The following is a 24,310-nucleotide window of genomic DNA, read 5'->3' on the forward strand; positions in this document are numbered from 1 at the left end:
ATGGCGCCGCTGCTCGACGTCGACTCCCTCGCGGTGACCCTGCCCGGCCCGCGCGGGCCGCTGCCGATCCTGCACGACGTGTCGCTCAGCGTCGACGAGGGTGAACTCGTCGGCATCGCCGGGGAGAGCGGCTGCGGCAAGAGCCTCACCGCGCAGACCCTGCTCGGCCTGCTTCCGGCCGGCGCCACCGTCACCGGCACGGCGCGGTTCGCCGGCACCGACCTGCTCGGCCTGGACAACCGGGGCTGGCAGCGGATCCGGGGCGCGGGCATCGCCATGGTCTTCCAGGACCCGTCCGCCGCCCTGCACCCGATGCTCACCGTCGGCCGTCAGCTCACCGAACACATGCGGGTACACCTGCGAATGGACCGGCGGTCCGCGACCCGCCGGGCGGTGGAACTGCTCGACCAGGTCAGGATCCCCGACCCGGAGCGCGCCCTGCGCGCCTATCCGCACCAGTTCTCCGGCGGCATGCGGCAACGGGCGGCCATCGCCATCGCCCTGGCCGCGCGGCCCCGACTGCTGATCGCCGACGAACCGACCACCGCCCTCGACGTCACCGTGCAGGCCGGCATCCTCGCCCTGCTCGACCGGCTGCGCGCCGAGACCGGGCTGGCCGTCGCCTTCATCACCCACGACCTGGGGGTGCTCAGCGCGTTGACCACCCGTGGCTACGTCTTCTACGCCGGTCGCGTGGTGGAGACCGGCCCCACCGGGGCGCTGCTCACCGCACCCACCCACCCGTACACGGCGGCGCTGCTGGGCGCCCGGCCGCACGGCACCCAGGCCGTCGGCACGCTGCGGCCCATCCCCGGCGCCCCACCGGCCCCGGGCGAGGCGCCGCCGGGCTGCCCGTTCCAACCCCGCTGCCGGCACGCCGAGCCGACCTGCGGCACCGCGCCGCCGCCCCTGGCTCCGGTGGCGGCCGACCGGTCGGTGGCCTGCGTGGTCCGCCCGCACCTGGAGGTGACAGCCCGATGACCGTCCTGCTGGACATCAGCGACGTCGAGGTCGAGTACCGCTCACGGGGACGCGGCCGGGTGCTCGCGGTCGCCGGGGTCAGCCTGGACGTGGCGGCCGGGCAGATCGTCGGCCTGGTCGGCGAGTCCGGCTGCGGCAAGTCGTCACTGGCCCGGGTGGCCGTGGGGTTGACCCCGCCGAGCGCCGGGGCGGTCCGCTTCGCCGGGCAGCCGGTCACCCCGCTGGGCTGGCGGCGCCGACCGGACACCGAGATCGGCCTGCAGATGGTCTTCCAGAACCCGTACGCGTCGCTGAATCCCCGGCGCACCATCGGCGCGCAACTGCTCGACGGCGTCCCGGCGACGGTGACCGGCGCGGCGGCCCGCGGAAACCGGGTGCGTGAGTTGCTGGACCGGGTCGGCATGCCGAGCACGGCCGCCGAACGGTACCCGCACCAGTTCTCCGGCGGTCAGCGGCAACGCCTCGCCATCGCCCGGGCGCTCGCCCCGCAACCCCGCATGATCATCGCCGACGAACCGGTCACCGCGCTGGACGCCTCCTCCCAGGCCCAGGTGGTCAACCTGCTCGTCGGGTTGGTCCGCGACCTCGACATGGGCATGCTGTTCATCTCCCACGACCTCGCCCTGGTGCACGAGATCGCCGACGTGACCGCCGTGATGTACCTGGGCCGCATCGTGGAGAGCGCGCCCACCCGCGAGCTGTGGCGCAGTCCGCGACACCCCTACACCCGGGCGCTGATCGACGCGGTGCCCCGCATCGGCCCCACCCCACGGCTGCCCGCCACCCTGGCCGGTGAGGTGCCCGACCCCGCCAACGCCCCCACCGGCTGCCGGTTCCGGCCGCGCTGCCCGCACGCCTTCGCCCCCTGCGGCGACCAGCCACCAACCCTCGACCTCGGCGGCCGCAGCGCCGCCTGCTGGCTCAACGACCCCACGATGGCCCCGGCCACCGTGCCCGCGAACTGAGGACGTCGTCATGCACACCGCCACCGAACAGGTCCTGGTCAACCTCGCCCTCTACGACGGCGTCGCCGACCACCTCCAACCCGACCGGGGAGTCTGGGTCGGCGCCGACGGGATGATCAAGGCCGTGGGAGCCGTCGACGACGTGCTCGCCGAGGCCGGCGACGCCCGCGTGGTCGACCTCGGCGGGGACGTGGTGATGCCCGGCCTGACCAACATGCACGTGCACCTCTCCCTCGGGCTGCCCGGCCACCTCGCCGACACGGTGCACCGGTCCAACCTGGCCGAACTGGTGCTGCTGATGGCCGACTCGGCCCGGCGTACCCTGCACGCCGGGGTCACCACCGCCCGACTGGTCGGCGAGGGACGCTACGCCGACTTCGCGCTGCGCCGGGGCATCGAGGCCGGCGCGGTGGACGGCCCCCGGATCTTCACCGCCGGGCACGCGCTGTGCTGCACCGGCGGCCACGGCTGGGAGGCCGACGCCCTGGAGGCCGACGGTGCCGACGGCTTCCGCCGGCTCACCCGGGCGCAGATCCGGGCCGGCGCCGACCTGATCAAGGTGTGCGTCTCCGGCGGGATCGCCGGTCAGTTCGAGGCCATCGACACCCCGCAACTGCTCGACGACGAGATGGCCGCCGTCATCCGGGTCGCCCACGACTGGGGGCGCAAGGTCACCGCGCACGCCGGGCCGGCCGACACCGTACGCCGGGCCGTCGAACTCGGCCTGGACTGCGTGGAACACGGCTACGAGCTGACCGACGAGGTCACCCGCCTGATGGCCGACCGGGGCGTCTGGTACGTGCCCACCATCGTGGTGAGCCGCTGCGAACAGTTCTTCCGCGACTCCGGAGTGCCCGGCTGGTTGATGGACCGGGCACTCGCCGCCGGCCCCCGGCACTGGGAGAGCCTCCAGCACGCCATCCGCAACGGGGTGCCGATCGCCCTGGGCAGTGACATGCCGCCGCACGCCGGTTACGACGAGACCAGCGCGACCGTGCGTGAGCTGGAGTTCATGGTGGACGCCGGGATGTCGGTCGCCGACGCGTTGAAGGCCGCCACCATCCGTCCCGCCGAATGGCTCGACCAGGCCGACACGCTCGGCAGCGTCGAGGCCGGCAAGCACGCCGACCTGCTGGTGCTGCGCGACGACCCGACCCGTTCCGTCTCCGCGTTGCGCACCCTGCACGCGGTCATCAAGGGCGGCGTCGTCTACCGCGACGACCACCACCGCGTCCGGGTGCCCCGATGACCGACGTCACCACGGTCGCCGACGGGTACCTGCGCGCCCTCGCCACGCTCGACCCGGAGGCCGCCGAGGCAACCGGACGTACGCCGCAGTGGCGGCTGGCCGACCTGTCGCCGGACGGCTTCGACGCCCGCGCGGAGCTGGCCCGCGCGACCGCGACCGCCGTGGCCACCGCCACGGTGACCGCCCCGGCCGAGCGTGCCCTCGCCGCTGCCCTGGCCGACCGGCTGGCCAGCGAGGTGGCGCTGCACGACGCCGGCTTCACCACCCGGCTGCTCGCCCCGCTGGCCACCCCGGTGCACCTGGCCCGGCAGGTGTTCGACAACCTGCCCCGGACCACCGCCGACGACTGGGCCGTGGTCGCCGAGCACCTCCACCGGCTGCCCACCACCCTCGACCAGTACGCCGCCACGCTGCGGCGCTCCGCCGGGCGTGGCCAGGTGGTCGCCCGCCGGCAGGTGCTGACCGTCGCCGATCAGTGCGCCGCCTGGGTCGACGCCGACTTCTTCGGCGGTCTCGTCGCCGGTCACCGGGGCGGGCCGCTGGCCGAGCGGCTGGCCGAGGGGGCCTGGCGGGCCACCGCCGCCACGGCGGGGTTCGCCACGTTCCTGCGTACCGACCTGGCTCCCGCCGCCACCGACGTCGACGGCGTGGGCCGCGACCTCTACCAGGTCACCGCGCGCGCCTTCCTCGGCGCCACCGTCGACCTGGACGAGTTGTACGCGTACGGCTGGGCGGAACTGTCCCGCACCGCCGCCGAACTGCGGGCGGCGGCGGCCGACTGCGGCCATCCGGACGTGGCCGCCGCCCGGACGGCGCTGGACGCCGACCCGGACGGGCGGGTGCCGGTCGGTCCCGCCCTGGAGGAGTGGCTGACCAGGCGGACCGCGCTGACGACGGACCTGCTCGACGGGACGCATTTCGACATCCCCGCCGCCACCCGCCGGGTGGTGTGCCGGATCAGTCCGGCCACCTCCGGGGTCATGTACTACACCCCACCCGACGCGCGGCTGACCCGACCCGCTGGCATCTGGTGGTCGGTGCCGCCGGGGGAGTCGACGGTGCCGGTGTGGCGGCACGTCGGCACGCTCTGCCACGAGGGGCTGCCCGGCCACCACCTCCAGCACGCCATCACGCTCACCACCGCCGACCTGCACCCGTGGCAGCGCACGCTCTGCCAGGTGCACGGGTACGCCGAGGGTTGGGCGCACTACGCCGAGCGGCTCGCCGACGAACTCGGCCTCTACGCCGGCCCGGCGGAACGGCTCGGCATGCTGGACGGGCAGATGTGGCGGGCCGCCCGCGTGGTCGTCGACCTCGGCCTGCATCTCGACCTGCCGATCCCGGCGGGCAACGGGTTCACCGACGCGTCCCGCTGGAGCCACCCGGTGGCCGTGGACCTGCTCACCCGGGTCGCCGGGCTGGACGCCGCGACCGCCCGGTTCGAGGTCGACCGCTACCTCGGCTGGCCGGCGCAGGCGCTCGCCTTCAAGGTCGGCGCGCGGCTGTGGCAGCAGGCCCGCCGGGACGCGGAGCGCCGCGCCGGTGCCGCCTTCGACCGCAAACGGTTCCACCACACCGCGCTGGCGCTCGGGCCGATGGGCCTGGACCCGTTGCGTGACCGCCTCGCCGAGACGTTCCGACCCGCTGCCGACTCCCTCGACCGGAAGTGACCCCGATGAGCATCGACGAACTCACCGCCACGATCACCGACATGTACCGATCACTGGGGGATCGGTCCGCCTTCGACACCCACCTGCACCCCGACCTGACCATCTGGGAGTCCGACGCCGACCGGCTGCTCACCGGCCTGGCCGACCTGGACGCGCTGCGCGACCGGCGGGCCGCCGAGGCCACCGGCCCGGCACCGGTGACCGTCGCCCCGGAACAGCTGCGCGCCGAGTCGTGGGACGGCACCGGGCTGGTCCGGTACGTGCTGCGCGCCCGGCACGCCGACGACCGACCGGACACCTGCTTCCGGGTCACCGACGTGCTGCGGCGCGACGACGCGGGCTGGCGGATCGTGCACCACCACGCGGAGGCCGTGCGATGAGCGACGAGCAGCCCACCACCGACGTCTACGACCTGCGGGTCGTGGTGGAACGCATCGAGGGACGCTCGGTGTGCGGCATGAAGCCGGGCGACCACGTGGAGCTGACCGAGTCGTGCCGGTTGCGCATCCCCGAGGGCCAGCACTTCTGCCTGTACGCGCTGGCCGCCTGCCTGCCGCTGCTGCCGGCCAAGCAGCGGGCCCTGGACGACGGGGACTGGATGGCCCGGGACAGCCACGTCGCCTGCCCCGACCCGGAGGAGCGGCTCATCATGCGTATCGAACGCACCGGCCGGCGGCAGATCCCCACCGAGGAGCTGACGTGACCCGCCTGGTGGGCATCGGCCTGCAGTCGGACAAGTCCGCCGACGAGTACGCCGTGCTGGCCGAGCTGGCCGAACGGCACGGCTTCGACGTGCTGTCCGTCTTCGGTGACCTGATGTACCAACCGCCGCTGTTCCCCCTGCTGGTGGCCGCCCGGCACACCCGACGGATCCGGCTCGGCGCGGCCTGCCTCAACCCGTTCACCCTGCACCCGGTGGAGGTGGCCGGCCAGGTGGCCGCCCTCGACCTGGCCTCGCACGGCCGCGCGTACCTCGGCCTGGCCCGGGGCACCTGGTTGCAGCAGGTCGGAGTGGCGCAGACCCGGCCGCTGCGCCGCATCGCGGAGACGGTGCAGATCGTCCGGCGGTTGCTCGCCGGCGACGACGGTGGATTCGTCGGCCGGGAGTTCACCGTGGCCCCCGGTACCGCGCTGCGGTACACCCCGGCCCGGCCGGACGTGCCGGTGCTGGTGGGCACCTGGGGCCAGCAGACCGCCCGGTCCGCCGCCGCGTTCGCCGACGAGGTGAAGGTCGGCGGGTCGGCGAACCCGGCGATGGCCAAGACGATGCGGGCGTGGCTGGACGAGGCGGCCTCGGGCCGGGACACCGGGGTGGTGCTCGGCGCGGTCACCGTGGTCGACACCGACGGGGCGCTGGCCCGGCGGATGGCCCGGACCGAGGTCGCCATGTACCTCGCGGTGGTCGCCGCCCTCGATCCCACCGTCGAGGTCGACCCGGAGCTGCTGGCCCGCATCCAGCGGCACGTCACCCGCCGCGAGGACGACCTGGCCGGCGCGCTGATCGGCGACGACCTGCTCGACCTGTTCGCGTTCTCCGGTACCCCGGAGCAGGTCGCCGCGCAGGCCGCGGCGGTCTTCGACGCCGGGGCGAGCCGGGTGGAGTTCGGCACCCCGCACGGCCTGACCCCGCAGCGCGGGATCGACCTGCTGGGCCGGCGGGTGCTGCCACTGCTGCGCACCTGACGGTCGACCCCGCGGGCCGGAGGTTCAGTGCCGCCAGGCCGACCAGAGGTCCGCGTACCGGCCGCCGGCCGCGATCAGCTCCTCCGGCGTGCCGATCTCGACGATCCGGCCGTGCGCCATCACGGCGATCCGGTCGCAGGCGTGCGCCTGGCTGAGCCGATGGGCGACGACCACCGCCGTGCGGCCCCGGGTCAGAGCGGCGCTGGCCTGTTCGAGCTGCCGGGCTCCCGCACTGCCGGCCTCGGCGCTGGCCTCGTCGAGGACGACGATCGGCGGATCGGTCAGCGCGATCCGGGCCAGTGCCAGCTGTTGCGCCTGACCGGCGGTGAGCGGGTGTTCGCCGTCGCCGACCCGGGTGGCCAACCCGTCGGGCAGGGCGGTGACCCAGCCGTCGGCTCCGACCAGCCGCAACGCGGTGTGCAGCTCCTCGTCGGCGGCGTCCGGAGCGGCCAGCCGCAGGTCCTCGGCGAGGGTGCCGGCGAAGACGTGGACCTCCTGGGTGACCACGCCGACGGTGCGGCGCAGCTCGACCGCGGACAGTTCACCGATCGGACGGTCGCCCAGCCACACCTCACCCTCGGCGGCGGGGAAGACGCCACCGAGGATGGCCGCGAGGGTCGTCTTGCCGGCACCGCTCTCGCCGACGATCGCCAACGACTCGCCCTCGGCGATCTCGATCGAGACGTCCCGCACGACGGTGGGACCGCCCGGGTAGCGGTGCCACACCGACTTGGCGGTCACGCTCGTCGGCAGCCGTCCGGAAACCGGTCCGGCCGGCCGCGACCGGGGTACGTCGAGCCCGGCGATACCGACGAGCCGGGCGAGCGCCGCGCCGGCCGACTGGACGTCGTTGAACGACATCAGCAACAGGCCCAGCGGGCCGAAGAGTCGGTGGAACAGCAGCGCGGCGGCGGTGACGTCGCCGACCGTGCTGTCGCCCGCCCGTACCAGCAGGAAGCCGGTGAGCAGCACGGCGGTCAGTCCGAGCGCCTCCGCGTAGTTCATCGTGTTCGCGAACCAGAGGAAACCGCGCACCGCGCGCAGGCGGGCCACCACCGCCTGCCGGGAGGTCTGCTCGACCCGTCGGCTCTGGCGGTCCTGCATGCCGTACGCGTGCACGGTCCGGGCACCGGTGAAGGTGGTCAGCAGGCTCTGGGTCCGCACCGCCGCGGCTTCCCGCTCGGCGGCGTACAGCCGTTTCGCCTGCGGCACGAAACGGCGCAGACTCAGCACGTACACCGGGAAGACGACCAGGAACGCGGCGGCGATGCGCCAGTCGAGCGTCGCGAACCCGGCGAAGGTGATGACGACGGTGACCAGTGCGGTGAAGATGCCGGCCGCCAGCCGCACCGAGTCGGTCACCCGTTCCACGTCCTCGGTGACCCGGGACGCCACGTCACCGGAGCCGGCGCTCTCCAACCGGGTCGCGTCCATCCGCAGCGCCCGGTCCAGCACCTCCTCGCGGAGATCGGCGCAGGCCCGCATGCCCCACTCGGTGACCAGCCAGTTGGCGGTGCCGGTGAGGACCGCGGCGGCCAGGCCCGCGCCGAGGATGAACCCCGAGGTGAGCAGCAACGAGCCGACGGTGCCGCCGGCCACCACCAGGTCGACCAGCCGGCCGAGCAGGATCGGCACGACGACGGCCGCGACACTCGCCGCCGTCGCCGCCGCCACCGACGTCCAGGCGAGCGTCGGGTAGCGCCGCAGGGCACGCCAGAAGGCGGCGAACGTCACCCGGCCGGTCGCCACCGGCAGGATCGTGGCAGCGGAGGTCATCGCAGCACCACCTCCGCGTACGCCGAGTCGGCGAGCAGGTCGCGCTGCCGCCCGACCGCCACCACCCGGCCGGCGCGGAGGAACACCACCCGGTCGCACCGTTCGAGCAGCGGCGCGCTGGTGGTCACCAGCACGGTCGCCCGGTCGTCGACGCTGCGGTACGCCCGGATGCCGTCGGCGATGGCGTGCTCGGTGACCGCGTCGATCGCCGTGGTCGGGTCCCGGAAGACGGTGACCGGTCGATCGGCCAGCAGCGCTCGGGTGAGGGCGAGCCGCTGCCGCTGGCCGCCGGAGAGGTTCAGGCCGTGGTCGACGAGTTCCCGGTCGAATCCGGCGTCGTCGGTGAGCAGGTCACCGACGGAGGCCGCGGCCAGCGCGGCGCGCAGGGCGGCGTCGTCCCGGTCGTCGCCGGTCTGCAGCACCTCCCGCAGGGTGGCGCCGAACAGGTCGACCCCGTGGGGTTCGACGAGCACGGTCCGGCGCACCGAGGCGAGGTCCAGCTCCCGCATCGGCGTGCCGGCCAGCCGCACCTCGCCCCGCTCCGGCGACCGTGCCCCCGCGAGCAGATCGGTGAGGTCGTCGGCGGTGCCGGTCTCCGCGGTGACGATGCCGAGCAGCTCTCCGGGGGCCACGGCGAGGTCGACGCCGTCCAGGCCCGGCGCGTGCACCCGGTCGAGGCGCAACGCCCCCGGCCGGGCCGGGAGCGTCCCGGACGGCACCCGCTCCGGTGCGGCGAGCACCTCGGCCACGCGGGCCGCGCTGGCCCGTGCCGTGGCCAGCCGGAAGACGCAGTCGGCGAGGTTGAGCACCGGGTCGGTGAGGAAGGTGGCCAGCCCGACGATCGTGATGAGCTGGCCGACCGTGATCCGCCCGGCCAGGGCGTACCAGCCCGCCAGAGCGGCGACGGCGGTGATCAGCAGGCCGGTGGTGAACGTGGACGCACCGACGAAGGTGGCACCGGCCTTGACCGTGCCGATGCCGGCGCGCAGCGACGTCCGGCTGGCCGTGCGGTAGCGGTGCACGGCCTCGTCGACGCCACCGAACCCGCGCAGCGGTCGCAGCCCGCGCAGCAGGTCCGACGCGACGGCGGCGGCCCGACCGACCGCCTGCTGCTGCGCGGATGTGCGGCGTCCCACGACCGGGCCCAGCGCATTGAGCCCGAGCACCAGGATCGGCACGCCGAAAACCAGGCCGAGCCCGAGCGACCAGTCGATCCGCAGCAGCACGACCGTCGACACCGTCAGCCCGACCAGCGCGCTCACCCCCCGGGTGCCCAGTTCGAGCAGCTCGGCGGCGGACTGGGTGTCGGAGGTGGCGATCGAGAGCAGCTCCCCGCTCTGGCGGCTGGTCTTGATCCCGTGACCACCGACCACCCGCCGGACCACCCGCATCCGCAGCTCGTGGGACTCCTCGGTGACCGCCCGGGACAGGAACCAGAAGCCTGACCGCCAGCCCATGGTGAGGGCGGTGAACAGCGCGAAGATGCCCAGCACGGACCAGAGCATCGCCGAGGTCGATCCGGTTCCGACGGCCTGGTCGATGACCAGGCCGATGGCCACCGGGACCAGCGCCTCACACAGCTGGTGCAGTGACCAGAAGGCGGCGCACAGGGCGGTGTCGCGACGCTGCCGCCAGAACATCCGGCGGATCAGTCGCCCCGTGGTCCGTGTCATGCCCCCGCCTCACGTTCGATGAGTTAGGGCAGGCTAACCTGCTGTCCTCGCTGATCGCCATTCGCGGGGTGCACAGTGCTGCCCAGGTCTCAGACCTCGGAGTGCGGAAGCGGCGGCCGGTCGAGCCCGGCCCAGGAGCGCAGCAGCCGACCGCCGATGGAGTCGGCCGGCCCCGAGCCGGGACCGTTACGGACCCGCTCGACGATCTCGGCGCGGGTGAACCACCGGGCCTCCGTCAGCTCCCGTCCGTCCACGGCGATCGTGTCGTCGACGGCCCGGGCGACGAAGCCGACCATCAGACCCGAGGGGAAGGGCCAGCCCTGGGAACCCTGGTAGGTGACCACACTGACCGTCACCCCGGCCTCCTCGCCGACCTCGCGGCGGACGGCGCCCTCCAGGCTCTCGCCGATCTCGACGAAGCCGGCGAGCAGCGAGAAGCCGTCCGGGCCGGCACCGTGATGGCGGGCGAGCAGGCAGCGTGGCTGCGGGCCGGGGTCTTCCACCAGCACGATGACGGCGGGCTCGATCCGGGGGAACAGCTGCCGGCCGCAGTCGGCGCCCTGGCATACCCGCAGGTGACCGGCGTCGGCGCTGACCGTGGTCGCGCCGCAGGTGCCGCAGTATCTGGCGTGCCGGTTCCAGTGGAGCAGGCCGCGCGCGTACGCCAGGGTCGCGGCGAGCGGCTCGGGCAGGGTGGTGGCCAGCGGGCGCAGGTCAGCGCTGCCGTGCGCGGCAGCCAGGCGCAGTGCCTCGGTCTCCTCGACCTCGCTGAGATCGGCGGCGAAGCTCGCCGTGGCGCCGTCGAGGCCGAGCAGGGCGGTCTGACCGGCCGCCGCCACCAGCGTGCGGGCGGGCGGACCGGTGAGCCGCACCGGCCTGCCGTCGGCCGTGAGCAGTGGCCGATCGCGCCACATCGGTAGCACCTGGCTGTCGTCGCGGCCGAGCAGGTCGGCGACCCAAGCCGGGTCGGCGCGCCGGCTCGCCGCCCGGTCGTGCGTTGTCGCGGTGTACGCGAGCCCGTGAAACACCATGCTGCCGATCGTGCCGGACGCCTTTGGTGGCACGGTCACCGGCTCGACGCTCCTTTACCTCCTGTACTATGGACGTAGTACAAGAGGTAAAGGAGCGTCGGTGATCGAATTCGTACTGGACGGCCGGACCAAGGTGAACACCTACGTACAGCTGGTGCAGCAGGTCAAACAGGCGTTACGGGTGGGGTTGCTGGCGCCCGGCGACCAGCTGCCGAAGGTCCGCGAGGTGGCGCAGTCATTGGCGATCAACCCCAACACGGTGCTCAAGGCGTACCGCGAGTTGGAGCTCGAAGGACTGGTGGAGGGGCGGCCAGGTGTCGGCACGTTCATCACCGCGTCACTGCATCGTGAGGCGCTGGTCAATCAGGCCGAGCTGCGCGCTGAGCTGGTCGACTGGGTGCGTCGGGCGCAGGCGGTGGGGCTCACGGCCGAGGAGGTCACCGCCCTGGTGGCGACGACGATGCGGGCCACCTTTCCCGCCTCGGTGACGGAGGAACCCGCGTGAGAGGAAGCAGTATGGAGTTGGTGCTCAAGGCCGACGGGCTCGGCCGGAAATATGGCGGCACCTGGGCGCTGCGCGACTGCTCGCTGCGGCTGCCGGCCGGGCGGGTCGCCGCGCTCGTCGGGCCCAACGGGGCCGGCAAGAGCACGTTGCTGCACCTCGCGGTTGGCCTGTCCCGGCCGGACGCCGGCGAGGTACGGGTCTTCGGTCAGGTGCCGTACGGCAACACGGAGCTGCTGGCGGAAATCGGATTCGTCGCGCAGGACACCCCGATCTATCGGGACCTCACGCCGGAAGAGCTGGTCATCATGGGCGGCAGGCTCAACCGGCGGTGGGACGCGACCCTGGTGCGGACCCGGCTCGCGCAACTGGGCATCCCGCCCGGTCGGCCGGTCGGCAAGCTCTCCGGTGGGCAACGGGCCCAGGTGGCGCTCGCCCTCGCGCTGGCCAAGCGGCCCCGGCTGTTGCTGCTCGACGAGCCGGTAGCCAGCCTGGATCCGCTCGCCCGCCGCGAGTTCATGCAGTCACTGATGGGCAGTGTCGCCGAGTCCGGCACCACGGTACTGCTCTCCTCGCACATCCTCGGCGACCTCGAACGGGTCTGCGACTACCTCATCGTGCTGCACTCCGCAGAGGTGAAGCTCGCCGGCCCGGTGGAGGAACTGCTCGACGACCACCGGCAGCTGACCGGGCCGCGCGCGGCCGGTGAGCGTCCGATCGCCGGGGTCGCGGCGGTGGTACGGGCCAGTCACACCGACCGGCAGTCGACCCTGCTGGTCAGAGGCGACGGAGACCCCATCGATCCGGAGTGGACGGTCCGCGACGTCGCCCTGGAGGACCTGATCCTGGCCTATCTCACCGATGGCGAGACGGCGTCGGCCAGCCACGAGGCGTGGGGAGTTCCGGCATGATGTGGGTCGCCTGGCGCCAGCACCGCAGGCAGGCGTTGGTCACGCTGATCGGGCTCGCCGTCCTGGCTGCCGTGCTGGTCCCGACAGGGCTGGCGATCCGGGGCAGGTTCGCCGAACTCGGCCTGCCGCAGTGTCTGCGCAAGGACGCCGAGACGGCTGAGTGCGTCCGGGCCTTCAACCAGTTCAACAGCCAGCACGACACGACGCTCCTGGTCGGCATCCTCTTCCTCGTACTGCCGCTGCTGGTCGGGCTCTTCTGGGGCGCGCCGCTGGTCTCCCGGGAGGTCGAGCAGGGCACCCACCGGTTCGTCTGGACGCAGGGGGTCAGCCGAACGCGGTGGGCGGCGACCAAGTTCGGGCTGGTCGGCGCGCTCACGCTGGGCGCGGCCGTCGGGTACGGGCTGGGCATTGCGTGGTGGCTGTCGCCGCTGGTGGCGGGCGGTGGCCGGAGCCGCTTCGACGTGCTCTTCTTCGACATGCAGGGCGTGGCACCGATCGGCTACACCCTCTTCGCGGTCGCGCTCGGGGTCTTCGCCGGGACCGTGTGGCCCCGCATGCTGCCGGCCATGGCGGTGACCCTGGCCGGGTTCGCCGCCGTACGCGTGGCGCTGACGGTCCTGGCCCGGCCGCACTACCTTCCCGGCCGTGAACACGCCACGCCGCTCGTCTCCGCCGCCGGCCTGGACGAGACCGCCCTGCGGGGCGCCTGGACGATCTCGAACGGCATCCGGGATGGCAGCGGAGCGATGGTGGCGCCGGGCGCCCAGATCATGTGTCCACCGGGCGCCACCGCGCCGACAGGCGGGCCGTGCGGTGGTGAGTTCGGCGCGGGCGCGTACAACTGGGTGCTCTACCAACCGGCCGACCGGTACTGGTTGTTCCAGGGTATCGAGACCGGGGTCTTCGTCGCGCTTGCCGCGATCCTGCTCTGTCTCGCCGTGTGGCGGGTCCGTCGGATCGCCTGAGCATCCGGTTGGTGCCCCCGACGAGGGGCACCAACCGGACCCACGGACCGCCGTGCGGTCAGGGCAGGATCGCGGCGACGTAACCACCGTCCACCCCGACGTCCGGCACCGGTCCGCTGGACGGACCGGTGCCGGACGGCTACGTCGATCAGCTGGCCGTGCAGGTCGGTGTCGGTGTGCTCGGCGTGCCGGTGGTGGCGCCGAGGAAACCGAACGAGGTGCTGGCACCGGCGGCGAGACTGCCGTTGTAGCTGACGTTGCGGGCGGTCACCGTCGATCCCTGGCTGGTGACGGTCGCGTTCCATGCCTGGGTGACCGTCTGCCCGGCCGGGTACGTCCAGGTCACGGTCCAGCCACGGATCGCCGAGCCACCCGCGGTGACCCGGACCTCGCCCTGGAAGCCGCCGGACCACTGGTTGGTCACCGTGTAGGTCGCCGTGCAGCCGCTACCGCCGGGCGGCGGCGTGGTGGGCGGTGGGCTGCTCGGCGGCGGCGTGGTGGGCGGAGGCGTGGTGGGCGGGGGAGTGGTCGGCGGAGGCGTGGTGGGCGGGGGAGTGGTCGGCGGAGGCGTGGTGGGCGGGGGAGTGGTCGGCGGGGGAGTGGTGGACCCGCCCCAGCCGGCGGTCGAGTCCAGCCAGGCGGCGCGGCGCAGCATCCAGTCCCGCATGAACTGGACCTGCCCCTGCCAGGTCGGCGCGGTCGGCGTGATGAACGGGCCGACCATTCGGGTGCTGAGGTTGGGCCAGCGCTGGAAGTTGCGCTGTGCCCCGTTGGCCAGCGGCCCGGTGAGGGCGTCGATCCGCGACTGCAGCGACGCGTCGGACAGCGGGCCCCGGCGCAGCGTCTGCCAGCGCAGCCGCACCTCGTTGACGAACGCCGGATCGCGCATCAACTGCGGGTACCAGTCGTTGGCCACCGGTTGGCGGACCTGCTGGTACTGCCAGCCGGCGGTCTGGTCGTTCTGGAAGAAGCCGCCCACCCCGAAACTGAGGTCGTAGTCCCAGAGCGGCCCGGCGAAGATCTTGGTGTCGCGGTCCTTGTAGAAGTAGGCGCTGCGGATGTACGAGTCCATCTCCCGGCTCAGCTCGTTGATGATGAGCTGGTCGATGAAGGAGCCCACGTCGATGTACGCCCGGTAGCCGGTTGTCGGATCGGCGAAGTTGGGTGCCCGCAGCACGTTGTGGAACTCCTGGATGTGGTTGCGCAGCCAGTCGCGTTGCTCGGGTTGCAGCGGCGACGGGTCGGCGACCTCGAGGTAGTTCCAGCAGCTAGCCGCCGGCCCGGTGCAGGGCAGCGTCGGCTCCTCGGCGGCCATCCACTCGAACTTCCAGATGTAGCCGCCGGTGATCCGCGGCAGGGTCCGGTCGTCCTCGCGGAGCTGCTTGAGGTCGAGACGGTCCTTGGAGTTCTTGATCGTCTCGACGATCATGTAGACACCCATGTAGTCGTCGGAACCGACCGGGCCGGCGTCGGTGTTCAGGTAGAACTCCGCGAAGGCGTACCGGGGCGCCGGCAGGCCCATCTGCCGGCCGAGGTCGTAGACGAACGCCTCCCGGATCAGGGACTTGTCGCTGAACGGCCCGCGCAGTACCCAGTCGGAGTCGGCCGGCATACCGAGGACCGGGTAGTCGGCGTCGTCGTCGGCGTTGTCCCAGAATTCGAGCCGGAACGGCGTCTTGGCGAACATCGCCGACGACTGCCCGCGCAGCCGGAACCCGGCCCGGGTGGCCACCGTGGGTGCGGCGGCCAGGGAGGTGCTGCCGCCACCCGGCTCGAAGATCATCGTGGTGGCGTCGAAGTACTCCCGGTCCGGCCGGCCGGCACCGTACGAGTCGATCAGGACGACCGGCAGGTCGTGTGCGGTGCTGGTGTTGCGTGCGACGTACATGGCGGTGCCGGGTGCACCCGAGGCGGTCTGCCCGACGAACGCCTGGGCCCGCAGTTGCGTCGTACGCGTGAACCGCAACGCCGATCCGGAGTAGAGCGGCGACTGTGCGTTCGGTAGCGCTCCGTCGGTGGTGTAACGGATCTGGGCACCGCTGACGGTGGTGCTCAGCGACACCGAGACCTCACCGGAGAAGGTGCCACTGGGTACCGAGAAGCCGATGTCGCCGACCAGGTCCTCGGCGGCGTCCGCAGCGGCGGCGGCGTCCGCGGCGGTCCGGTCGACCGGTGTGGTGGAACTCGACGTGTCGGCGAGGGGTTCGGCACCGGCCGGTGCCGGCGACGGGACGAGAAACGCGGTGACCAGCATGGCGACGGCCGCGATCCCCGCGATGCGCAAGCGGGGTGCCGTCGAGGTGCCGACGCTGGGGTCGGTCAGACGCACGATGCCTCCTGGACGGGACGGTGGGTGGTGGCGGTCGGTGCCGTGCCCACCGACGGGGTGGTGCGGAAGTGCCGACGGAGTGTCCGGCGCCAGGGTGAATCCGGCAGCTCCGGGCGCAGCGCCGCCAGGCCCGTGGCGTACTTGGAGATGCGGGCCGGGCGCAGCCCTCGCTGCCACAGCAGCCGGTCGGCGGGCGACGCGGCGGCGCTGGTCTTGGTCTCGACCACGGCCAGGTCCGGTAGGTGCAGTGCGGTGTCACCGGCCTGCCAGGAGAGCCCGGTGTCGATGGTGATCCGGCTGGCGGTCGCCGGTAGCAGCAGCGTCACCCGCCGGTAGCTGGTGACCAGCACCGGATCGAGGGCGCTGCCGGTGGGCGGGCAGATCGCCTCCCGCACGAGTGCCTCGTCGACAAACTCGCGGCCGGGGACCACGGTCGTGCGGTCATGCGGCTCGTACGGCAACCGGTGCTTGGTAATGCTGTCGCGCGCTCCGCTGATCTTCACTTCGAGCCAGCACTGCGCCGAGTCGAGGTAGGTGCGGGTACGCACCTTGAAGCGGCGTCGCCGCCGGTAGGCCGCGCAGTGGTAGCTGGCCAGCAGCGGGGTGTCGAAGTAGACCGACTCGTAGCGGAAGCTGCGCGCGCCGTCGATGTCCAACACCCGCGCGTACGGGGTGAGCTGGTCCAGCAGGTGGGGCAACCGGTCGAGGGGGACGAGGTACTTGCGGTCCACCCGGGTCTGCAGCGCGGCCCGGTCGACGAGTTCGGCCAGCCCGATCGGGTCCATGGCCGTCAGCGGCGCGGTGATCGGCTGGATGCTCATCGGGCGGCTCCCGCCGTCGCCGGAGTCGCGGACGCCCTGGTGGCGCGGCCCTTGACCGAGTACCGGACGTCGACCACGGTGGTCTCGTTGACCAGGTCGAGTCGTTGCACCGTGGCGACGTGCACGCGGGCGCCGAGCAGTTGCTCCAACTGGGCCACGAGGGTCACGTGGTCGGTCACCGCCGAGTCGAGCACCATGATCTGGTGCCGGTAGTGGCGGAGCAGCCGAGGGTGGTCGCCCAGGAACATCACCACGACGAGGAGACCCATCAGTCCGGCGCTGAGCCAGATCGAGGTGGTGCTCAACGCGCCGAGGATGCCCAGCGCCAGGGCGGAGAAGTAGTACGCGACCTCGTGCTGGTCCAGCTCCGTCGACCGCAGGCGGATGATCGACAGTACGCCGAACAACGCCAGCCCGAGCCCCAGCCCCGCGCCGACGTTGCTGGCGCTGAGCGCGCTGGCCACCGCGAGGACACCGACGTTGACGCCGAGGTAGGCGACCACGAGATCGCGGCGGCGGTGCCTCGGAAAGTAGAGCCCGAAGACGAGTAGCACCACCGCGCCGATGTCGATCGCGAACAGGATGAGCTGCGACATCTGCTGTCTTCCTCCTGGATCGCTGTCGCGCCGGCCCCGTCTCATCTCGTCGGCACGAGCTGCGGTCAGGCGACCGAACGCAACCGAAAATCTCGGTAAACTTGCGGGAACTATTCCGGGAAGCGTAATGGCACGCATTGAAGTAGGTCAATGGTCATGTCGTGCCAACCTGGACTTTTGGCGCGCTCGACGCCGTCGTGGTCGGCGGCTCGCGACTGGTCGCCCGGCCCGACGGTGGATCGCCCGCAGGTGAACCCATCATGTACCAGGGGTGAATCGAGGGTAAACAACCCTGGCGGCACGCCGTTCGTCGCGGGTGCGTCCGGCCAGCCACCGGGCCGCGCCGGTGGGTCGTCGTTCCGGTCGGCCCGCGAGGGCGTGCCGCGAGTCCCCGACCGGGTGGACCGACCGGGTGGCGGGGACCGATAATCACCGAAACCGTATTGACATGTTTCGTTTTTGTGTTCGAAACTTACCCAACGTCTATCGACGTTGATCGATTGAGTCCGATGGTGTCTCGCCGTCTCCCGGAAGGGGGCCCGAATGATCAGCAGGTTGGGCCGCTCCCGTAACCGTTCGATGCTGGTGCTGGCGGTGACGGCACTCACCCTCGTGGCGGCGACCTGGTCGATGGCCGAGGGCGGTGCGGCCCGCGCCGCCGCCGGCCTCGCGACCGTCTCGTCGGTGGAGGACGAGGGTGTCGACTGCCCGACGTCGAATCCCGGAACGCCCTCGGCCAATCCCAGACTGCCCGACCCGTTCCGGCGGCTCGACGGCAGCCGGATCTCGGCCAGGTCCGACTGGCGTTGTCACCGGGCGGAGACCAAGCAACTGGCGCAGCGGTACGTCTACGGCGACAAGCCGGCGAAACCGCAGACCGTCAGCGGTACGGTCTCGAGCACCAGCATCACGGTGAACGTGTCGCACAACGGCCGTACCGCCAGCTTCTCCGCGAGCGTGCAACTGCCCAGCGGTGGTAGCGGGCCGTATCCGGCCGTGGTGGTGCTGGGCGGGTTCGGCGCGGACACGGCCACCATCCGGTCCGCCGGCGCTGCCGTGATCAGCTACGACCCGCTCGCGGTCGGTCGGGAGGGTACGCCCCGCAGCAACAAGCAGGGCGCCTTCTACAGCATCTACGGCTCGTCCAGCAGCACCGGGCTGCTGGTCGCCTGGGCCTGGGGGGTCAGCCGGATCATCGACGTGATCGAGCAGTCGGGCGGCACCATCCTGCGCGCGGACGCGACCGGCGTCACGGGTTGCTCCCGCTACGGCAAGGGTGCCTTCGTGACGGGCGCGTTCGACCAGCGCATCGCCCTGACCATGCCCATCGAGTCGGGCAGTGCCGGTTCGCCGATCTTCCGCGGCATCCCGGGCGAGGCCGGCGCCCAGCCGTTGAGCAGCGCGTACGGCGAGCAGCCGTGGCTGGGCGACGCCTTCGGGTCGTACACCGGCAACCCGGCGAACCTGCCGATCGACACGCACCAGACGGTGGCCCTGGTGGCGCCGCGTGGACTGCTCATCATGGACAATCCGCACATCGACTGGCTGGCCGCCCGATCCTCCAGTGTCGCCGCGCTGGCCGGAGCGGAGGTCTACCGGGCACTCGGCGCGGGTGACAACATCAGCTACTGGTCCGACGTCCAGGACGGCACGCACTGCGCCTCCCGGCCCGAGTGGCGTACCCCGTTGCAGCAGAACATCCAGAAGTTCCTGCTCAACACGGGCAGCTCGACGGGCGTGTTCCGGATCTCCAGCCGGAAGGCCGGCAGCCTGTCGGAGTGGCGGGACTGGCAGACGCCGACCCTCGCCGACGGCCCGACCAGCCCGCCGACCACGCCGCCCACCTCCGCGCCGCCGACGACGCCACCCACCACGCCTCCGACGACTTCGCCGACGACCCCGCCCACCACGCCACCGTCGAGTGGTGCCTGCTCGGCGTCGGTGTCGATCAACCAGTGGACGGGTGGCTTCGTCGCCACCGTACGGGTGACGGCCGGCACCGCCGCGGTCAACGGCTGGACGGTGGCCCTGACGTTGCCCTCCGGTGCCAGCGTCACCAACGCCTGGAACGCCCAGCGCAGCGGCTCCAGCGGCGCGGTCACCTTCAGCAACGTCAGCTACAACGGCTCCATCGCCGCCGGGCAGTCGACCGAGTTCGGTTTCCAGGGCACCGGCACCGGTGGTGGGATGGTCCCCGCCTGCTCGGCCCGGTAGCCGCGGCACCGCCGCAGGTGAGGGCGCGGCGGCGAAGGTCGCGGGTCCAGTAACTCTCCGAAACTTCCGGGAGAACTTCCGGAAATCATTGACGTGCGTGAAACCTCGCTGCAATACTTCGGCCCAGTAAGGCCGATGCGATCCCTTTGGCCGGGATACGCCTCACTCATCCTTTTCGCCCATACGCGTCCGGATTCATGCTGCCCAGCGCGGGCCACCGGACCCCGGAAGGAGCGTCATGGCCAACTCTTCCCGAGCACCCGGACGGTCCAGGCGACTGCGCGCCGCGCTCGTCGTCTCGGCTGCCGTCGGCCTGCTCGCCACCGCGGGCGCCGTGGTCCTGCCCGGCAGCGCCAGCGCCGCGAGCACCCTCGGTGCCTCCGCGGCGGAGCGCGGCCGTTACTTCGGCACCGCGGTCGCGGTGAGCAGGCTCAACGACTCGGCGTACACGACCATCCTGAACCGCGAGTTCAACCAGGTCACCGCCGAGAACGAGATGAAGATCGACGCGCTCCAGCCGAACCAGGGGCAGTTCAACTACGGCAACGCCGACCGGCTGGTCCAGCACGCCCGTAGCCAGGGCATGCTGGTCCGCGGACACACTCTGGCGTGGCACTCGCAGCAGCCGGGCTGGATGCAGAACATGTCCGGCACCACCCTGCGCAACGCGATGCTCAACCACGTGACCCAGGTCGCCACCCACTTCCGGGGCCAGATCGAGTGGTGGGACGTGGTGAACGAGGCGTTCGCCGACGGCAGCAGCGGCGCGCGGCGCGACTCGAACCTGCAGCGCACCGGCAACGACTGGATCGAGGCGGCCTTCCGGGCCGCTCGCCAGGCCGACCCGAACGCCGACCTGTGCTACAACGACTACAACATCGACAACTGGAACGACGCCAAGACCCAGGCCGTCTACCGGATGGTCCAGGACTTCAAGAGCCGCGGCGTGCCGATCGACTGCGTCGGCCTGCAGTCGCACTTCACCGGCGGTTCGAACTACCCGAGCAACTACCGCACCACGCTGTCCAGCTTCGCCGCCCTCGGCGTCGACGTGCACATCACCGAACTGGACATCCGCAACGCCCCGACCGACGCGTACCGCAACGTGGTGAACGACTGCCTCGCCGTCGCGCGCTGCAAGGGCATCACCGTGTGGGGCATCCGCGACTCCGACTCGTGGCGCTCCAGCGAGAACCCGCTGCTGTTCAACGGCAGTGGCCAGAAGAAGCCGGCGTACGACGCCGTGCTCGCCGCGCTGAACAACGGCACCACGCCGCCCACCGGCAACCCGACCACTCCGCCGCCCACCGGCAACCCGACCACTCCGCCGCCCAGTGGCGGGTGCACCGCGACGGTGACGCCCGGCCAGGTCTGGGGTGACCGCTACAACACCTCCGTGACGGTCAGTGGGGCCAGCACCTGGTCCGTGGTCGTCGCCATCACCGCGCCGCAGAAGATCTCCGCCACCTGGAGCGGCAGCCCCACCTGGGACAGCAGCGGCAACGTGATGACGATGCGCTCCAACGGCAGCGGCAACACGTTCGGCTTCACCACGATGATGAACGGCAACTCCAGCGCCCGACCGCAGATCAGGTCCTGCACCGCAGGCTGACCTGGTCGAGCCACACCGGCCGTGCGGGGCTTGCCCCGCACGGCCGGTGTGCTTTGTCCGGCGAGCCCGGTGATCCGGAGCAGTTCATTGACGGCCGTCTGGCTGTCGTCATACCGTCGCAGCGTCAGCCATCGATGATGGGCAGGGCGACCGAGCCGGCGCCCGTGTCCGCCGGGCGACTTCCAGGGCACGGTCGCCGGGCGCGATGGGCCGCGACGGCCGGGCCAGCGCCGCAGGCACGGTCCGGCCACGCACACGCCGCTGCCGGCTGCCGCCTCGGTACGTGATCACAACCTGCCCGGCAGGATCCGGTTGTGAACGCGAACAGTTCCGGTCGCCCCGACCGCGGCCAGGACTGAAGGAGAGAGCAAATGGTGAAACGGAAGCGCATCGCCCTGCTCGCCGCCGCGGTGGCCAGCACGCTCGTCACCGCCGTCGTCGGGGTCGCGGTGGCACACGCCGCGACGGTCGCCTGCGCGGTGCGGTACACGGTCTCCGCCCAGTGGCCGGGCGGATTCAACGCCGACGTGACCATCACCAACCTCGGCGACCCGGTGTCGTCATGGCGCCTGACCTGGGCCTACGCCGGCGGACAGCGGGTGACGCAGGCGTGGAACGCGACCGTGACGCAGGACCTCGCGCAGGTGACCGCGGCGAACATGCCGTACAACGCGACGATCGGCCGCAACGGCACCGCGAACTTCGGTCTCACCGGCTCGTGGAGCGGCAGCAACCCGGTGCCGACCGCGTTCGCGCTGAACGGGGTGACCTGCACCGGCTCCGGCAACCCCGGTCCGACCCCGACGCCGACCCGCACCACCGCCCCGCCGATACCCGACTATCCCCCCACCGGTCGGCTGTGCGACAGCGACGATCTGATCGAGATCGGGAAGTACTGGATTCCGAACAACCAGTGGGGCGCCACCGGTGCCACCGGCAGCCAGTGCATCTGGTCCAACGGAGGCCCGGGGAACCCCATCTACTGGGGGACCAGCTACACGTGGAGCGGCGATCCGAGCAGCGTCAAGTCGTACGCGGCGGCGATCCTCGGCTGGCACTGGGGTTGGCGGCGGCCGAACACCGGGCTGCCGGTGCAGATCTCGGCGAACCGTGACGTGACCACCAACTGGCGGTTCAACGTCACCACCAACGGCTCGTCGAACATGAACGTCGCGTACGACATGTGGTTCCATCCGATGGCCGATCCAGGCTCCGCGGACCAGCCCACCGACGAGTTGATGATCTGGCTCTACCGTTCCAACGCGTCGCCGGCCGGCAGCCGCCAGGGCACCGTCACCATCGCGGGTACCACCTGGGAGGTCTGGCGTGGCTACGTGGGCGCCTAGAACGTCTACTCCTACGTGCGGACCAGCAACACCACGAGCGCGACCCTCAACCTCCGCGACTTCACCAACGACGTGGTCTCCCGGGGCTGGATGAGCAGCTCGAAGTACCTGACAAGTGTCCAGGCGGGACCGGAGATCTTCACCGGCAGCGGCGAGGTCAACACGACGTCGTACCAGGTGACCGTCGGCTGAACCGGACCGATGGGTGCTGATCGAAGGACATCATTGACCGCTACCGTTAACACTCTTTAAGATTTGGCTGCCTCGAGGAACCCAGCACCGTACGCCACGGCCGGTCATCGGCGGCTCCACAACGACCGGCCGTGGCGGCACGGCACCCGCACCTGCCACGGGAAGGTCCTCGATGTCCTCACCACGTCCCCGGCCGCGCTCGGCCCTGGCCGCCGGTCTGCTCGCGCTGGTCACCGCCGGTGCCACTCTCGCCGTCACCCCGACCGCCGCCCAGGCGGTGGTGCTGCCCGACAACTTCAAGAGCGTGGGCTATCTGCCGTCCTGGACCGGCAACGTCAACTCGGTGCAGTACACCAAGCTCACCCACATCAACTACGCCTTCGTGCTACCGAACAGCAACGGCACCCTGCGCGCGGTGGAGAACCCGAGCAAGCTCACCTCGCTGGTGTCGCTGGCCCGGGCGAACAACGTGAAGGTCTCCATCGCCGTCGGCGGCTGGAACGACGGCGACGACTCCGCCTTCGAGGCCCTCGCGGCCAACGCCGGTACCCGCACCACGTTCGTCAACAGCGTGGTCAACTTCGTCAACCAGTACGGCCTCGACGGCGTCGACATGGACTGGGAGTACCCGGACCCGGGCGCCTCGGCCAACAACTTCAGCCTGCTGATGCAGCAGTTGAGCAACGCGTTGCGCCCGCAGGGCAAGCTGCTCACCGCGGCGGTCGTCGCGGAGGGCTACTACCGCGACGGCGTACCGACGTCGGTCTTCAACCACGTCGACTTCCTCAACATCATGGCGTACGACGGCGGCAGCCCACACGCCAACTACGACTGGTCGATCAACGCGGTGAACGGCTGGAAGGCCCGGGGCCTGCCGGCCAGCAAGGCCATCCTGGGCGTGCCCTTCTACAGCCGGCCCGGCTACTACACCTACACCCAGCTGGTCGGCATGGACCCGGCCAACGCCAACCGGGACTGCACCACCGTCGGCGGCGCCCAGCAGTGCTACAACGGCGTACCGACGGTCAAGCGCAAGACCCAGTGGGCGATGGCGAACGCCGGCGGCATGATGAACTGGGAGTTGACCCAGGACACCGGCGGCTCGACCTCGCTGGTCAGCGCGATCTACGACACCGTGATGGGCGGCTCCCCGCCGCCGGCCGGTCGGACCGGCCAGATCACCGGCATCGCCGGCAAGTGTGTCGATGTCGCCGCCGCCGGCACCGCCAACGGCACCGCGATCCAGCTCTACACCTGCAACGGCACCAACGCACAGCGCTGGACCGTGGCCGGCGACGGCACCCTGCGCGCCCTCGGCAAGTGCCTGGACGTGACAAGCGCCGGCACCGCCAACGGCACCCCGATCCAGCTCTGGGACTGCAACGGCACCGGCGCCCAGGCCTGGCAGGCCCAGTCCAACGGCACGCTACGCAACCCGGTGTCGAACAGGTGCCTCGACGCCACCGGCAACAGCTCCGCCGACGGCACCCGGCTCCAGATCTGGGACTGCTTCGGCGGCGCCAACCAGGTCTGGCGTCTCCCGGCCTGAGCCTCCGCGGCAAGGTTCCGACCGGCGGCCGGCCAGTGAGGACGCTGGCCGGCCGCTCCCGACAGTGACGTTTCGTCACAGCAGCCGGCGTCGTCGCGATTAGTGACGGAACGTGAGGATGCCACTGACCCCCAGGTTTGCCCTTTCCCGCCTTTGCTCTGCTTCACCCGACGCACTGGCAGCTGAGCTGCGACGATGCGGCCGAACAGGAGCCGGCGGAGGCCCAGCTTGGACACTGAAGGTAA

18 protein-coding genes and 3 pseudogenes are annotated in these 24,310 nt (G+C 71.7%); 14 read left to right on the forward strand and 7 right to left on the reverse strand.

The window, feature by feature from the left end:
* The 7 genes from O7597_RS25550 to O7597_RS25580 are packed head-to-tail and all read left to right on the forward strand — an operon-like array spanning position 1 to position 6,548.
* Positions 1-981, forward strand: a complete 981-nt coding sequence (locus O7597_RS25550) for an ABC transporter ATP-binding protein (protein ID WP_269741234.1) — start codon at positions 1-3, stop codon at positions 979-981.
* Positions 978-1,946: an ABC transporter ATP-binding protein gene (locus tag O7597_RS25555; RefSeq protein WP_281580965.1), complete on the forward strand. Its 969-nt coding sequence runs from the start codon at positions 978-980 to the stop codon at positions 1,944-1,946. The genes O7597_RS25550 and O7597_RS25555 overlap by 4 nt, the downstream gene beginning before the upstream one ends.
* Positions 1,947-1,956: 10 nt before the next feature.
* Positions 1,957-3,195, forward strand: coding sequence for an amidohydrolase family protein (locus O7597_RS25560; RefSeq protein ID WP_269741236.1), 1,239 nt, complete (start codon positions 1,957-1,959; stop codon positions 3,193-3,195).
* Positions 3,192-4,865, forward strand: a complete 1,674-nt coding sequence (locus O7597_RS25565) for a DUF885 domain-containing protein (RefSeq protein WP_281580966.1) — start codon at positions 3,192-3,194, stop codon at positions 4,863-4,865. Before O7597_RS25560 ends, O7597_RS25565 begins: the two co-directional genes overlap by 4 nt.
* Positions 4,866-4,870: 5 nt before the next feature.
* Entirely contained in the window at positions 4,871-5,245 is a 375-nt protein-coding gene (locus O7597_RS25570; RefSeq protein ID WP_281580967.1) for a nuclear transport factor 2 family protein, read from the forward strand.
* Positions 5,242-5,568 carry a TIGR04076 family protein gene (locus O7597_RS25575; RefSeq protein ID WP_164447174.1) on the forward strand — a complete coding sequence of 109 codons (327 nt, stop codon included), beginning with the start codon at positions 5,242-5,244 and terminating at the stop codon, positions 5,566-5,568. The genes O7597_RS25570 and O7597_RS25575 overlap by 4 nt, the downstream gene beginning before the upstream one ends.
* A complete protein-coding gene (locus tag O7597_RS25580) occupies positions 5,565-6,548 on the forward strand; it encodes an LLM class flavin-dependent oxidoreductase (protein ID WP_269741239.1) in 984 nt (327 codons plus the stop codon). Before O7597_RS25575 ends, O7597_RS25580 begins: the two co-directional genes overlap by 4 nt.
* Positions 6,549-6,572: 24 nt before the next feature.
* On the opposite strand, the gene O7597_RS25585 is transcribed toward O7597_RS25580, so the two are convergent.
* The 3 genes from O7597_RS25585 to nudC form a co-directional block, all read right to left on the reverse strand.
* Positions 6,573-8,324, reverse strand: coding sequence for an ABC transporter ATP-binding protein (locus O7597_RS25585; protein ID WP_281580968.1), 1,752 nt, complete (start codon positions 8,322-8,324; stop codon positions 6,573-6,575).
* Positions 8,321-9,997 (reverse strand): ABC transporter ATP-binding protein, encoded by a 1,677-nt coding sequence (locus tag O7597_RS25590; RefSeq protein WP_281580969.1) that lies wholly within the window; start codon positions 9,995-9,997, stop codon positions 8,321-8,323. The genes O7597_RS25585 and O7597_RS25590 overlap by 4 nt, the downstream gene beginning before the upstream one ends.
* Positions 9,998-10,086: 89 nt before the next feature.
* Positions 10,087-11,067 (reverse strand): NAD(+) diphosphatase, encoded by a 981-nt coding sequence (gene nudC, locus O7597_RS25595; RefSeq protein ID WP_281580970.1) that lies wholly within the window; start codon positions 11,065-11,067, stop codon positions 10,087-10,089.
* A gap of 61 nt (positions 11,068-11,128) precedes the next feature.
* On the opposite strand from nudC, the gene O7597_RS25600 reads away from it, so the two are divergent.
* The 3 genes from O7597_RS25600 to O7597_RS25610 are packed head-to-tail and all read left to right on the forward strand — an operon-like array spanning position 11,129 to position 13,406.
* Positions 11,129-11,533, forward strand: a complete 405-nt coding sequence (locus O7597_RS25600; protein WP_269741243.1) for a GntR family transcriptional regulator — start codon at positions 11,129-11,131, stop codon at positions 11,531-11,533.
* A gap of 11 nt (positions 11,534-11,544) precedes the next feature.
* Positions 11,545-12,441 carry an ABC transporter ATP-binding protein gene (locus O7597_RS25605; RefSeq protein ID WP_281583324.1) on the forward strand — a complete coding sequence of 299 codons (897 nt, stop codon included), beginning with the start codon at positions 11,545-11,547 and terminating at the stop codon, positions 12,439-12,441.
* A complete protein-coding gene (locus tag O7597_RS25610; RefSeq protein ID WP_281580971.1) occupies positions 12,438-13,406 on the forward strand; it encodes a transporter in 969 nt (322 codons plus the stop codon). The genes O7597_RS25605 and O7597_RS25610 overlap by 4 nt, the downstream gene beginning before the upstream one ends.
* A 148-nt stretch (positions 13,407-13,554) precedes the next feature.
* Here O7597_RS25610 and O7597_RS25615 read toward each other — a convergent pair.
* From O7597_RS25615 to O7597_RS25630, 4 genes and pseudogenes are all read right to left on the reverse strand, one after another.
* Positions 13,555-14,019: pseudogene (locus O7597_RS25615) on the reverse strand (cellulose binding domain-containing protein); the annotation flags it as partial.
* 30 nt (positions 14,020-14,049) lie between these two features.
* Positions 14,050-15,660: pseudogene (locus O7597_RS25620) on the reverse strand (CotH kinase family protein); the annotation flags it as partial.
* A 65-nt stretch (positions 15,661-15,725) separates the two neighbouring features.
* The gene (locus O7597_RS25625) at positions 15,726-16,556 is read right to left on the reverse strand and encodes a polyphosphate polymerase domain-containing protein (RefSeq protein WP_281580972.1); all 831 of its coding nucleotides are present in this window, start codon (positions 16,554-16,556) and stop codon (positions 15,726-15,728) included.
* Positions 16,553-17,152, reverse strand: coding sequence for a DUF4956 domain-containing protein (locus O7597_RS25630; protein WP_269741246.1), 600 nt, complete (start codon positions 17,150-17,152; stop codon positions 16,553-16,555). Before O7597_RS25630 ends, O7597_RS25625 begins: the two co-directional genes overlap by 4 nt.
* Positions 17,153-17,695: 543 nt before the next feature.
* Between O7597_RS25630 and O7597_RS25635 the strand changes: the two genes are divergently transcribed.
* The 4 genes and pseudogenes from O7597_RS25635 (at position 17,696) to O7597_RS25650 (ending at position 24,065) form a co-directional block, all read left to right on the forward strand.
* Entirely contained in the window at positions 17,696-19,366 is a 1,671-nt protein-coding gene (locus tag O7597_RS25635) for a cellulose binding domain-containing protein (RefSeq protein ID WP_281580973.1), read from the forward strand.
* A gap of 238 nt (positions 19,367-19,604) precedes the next feature.
* Positions 19,605-20,978: an endo-1,4-beta-xylanase gene (locus O7597_RS25640; RefSeq protein WP_281580974.1), complete on the forward strand. Its 1,374-nt coding sequence runs from the start codon at positions 19,605-19,607 to the stop codon at positions 20,976-20,978.
* Positions 20,979-21,349: 371 nt separating this feature from the next.
* A pseudogene (locus O7597_RS25645) lies at positions 21,350-22,516 on the forward strand (cellulose binding domain-containing protein).
* Positions 22,517-22,688: 172 nt separating this feature from the next.
* Entirely contained in the window at positions 22,689-24,065 is a 1,377-nt protein-coding gene (locus tag O7597_RS25650; protein WP_281580975.1) for a glycosyl hydrolase family 18 protein, read from the forward strand.
* Positions 24,066-24,310 lie beyond the last annotated feature (245 nt).

Origin of the sequence: Verrucosispora sp. WMMC514, from assembly GCF_027497295.1 — a bacterium.
Classification (GTDB): Bacteria; Actinomycetota; Actinomycetes; order Mycobacteriales; family Micromonosporaceae; genus Micromonospora; species Micromonospora palythoicola.

Bases quoted from the DNA above. Each gene is read 5' to 3' on its own strand.
- O7597_RS25640 (WP_281580974.1), top strand. From the start codon at position 19,605: ATGGCCAACTCTTCCCGAGCACCCGGACGGTCCAGGCGACTGCGCGCC.
- O7597_RS25650 (WP_281580975.1), top strand. From the start codon at position 22,689: ATGTCCTCACCACGTCCCCGGCCGCGCTCGGCCCTGGCCGCCGGTCTG.
- O7597_RS25630 (WP_269741246.1), bottom strand. From the start codon at position 17,152: ATGTCGCAGCTCATCCTGTTCGCGATCGACATCGGCGCGGTGGTGCTA.
- O7597_RS25555 (WP_281580965.1), top strand. From the start codon at position 978: ATGACCGTCCTGCTGGACATCAGCGACGTCGAGGTCGAGTACCGCTCA.
- O7597_RS25565 (WP_281580966.1), top strand. From the start codon at position 3,192: ATGACCGACGTCACCACGGTCGCCGACGGGTACCTGCGCGCCCTCGCC.
- O7597_RS25635 (WP_281580973.1), top strand. From the start codon at position 17,696: ATGATCAGCAGGTTGGGCCGCTCCCGTAACCGTTCGATGCTGGTGCTG.
- O7597_RS25575 (WP_164447174.1), top strand. From the start codon at position 5,242: ATGAGCGACGAGCAGCCCACCACCGACGTCTACGACCTGCGGGTCGTG.
- O7597_RS25585 (WP_281580968.1), bottom strand. From the start codon at position 8,324: ATGACCTCCGCTGCCACGATCCTGCCGGTGGCGACCGGCCGGGTGACG.
- O7597_RS25610 (WP_281580971.1), top strand. From the start codon at position 12,438: ATGATGTGGGTCGCCTGGCGCCAGCACCGCAGGCAGGCGTTGGTCACG.
- O7597_RS25560 (WP_269741236.1), top strand. From the start codon at position 1,957: ATGCACACCGCCACCGAACAGGTCCTGGTCAACCTCGCCCTCTACGAC.
- O7597_RS25605 (WP_281583324.1), top strand. From the start codon at position 11,545: ATGGAGTTGGTGCTCAAGGCCGACGGGCTCGGCCGGAAATATGGCGGC.
- O7597_RS25590 (WP_281580969.1), bottom strand. From the start codon at position 9,997: ATGACACGGACCACGGGGCGACTGATCCGCCGGATGTTCTGGCGGCAG.
- O7597_RS25625 (WP_281580972.1), bottom strand. From the start codon at position 16,556: ATGAGCATCCAGCCGATCACCGCGCCGCTGACGGCCATGGACCCGATC.
- O7597_RS25550 (WP_269741234.1), top strand. From the start codon at position 1: ATGGCGCCGCTGCTCGACGTCGACTCCCTCGCGGTGACCCTGCCCGGC.
- O7597_RS25570 (WP_281580967.1), top strand. From the start codon at position 4,871: ATGAGCATCGACGAACTCACCGCCACGATCACCGACATGTACCGATCA.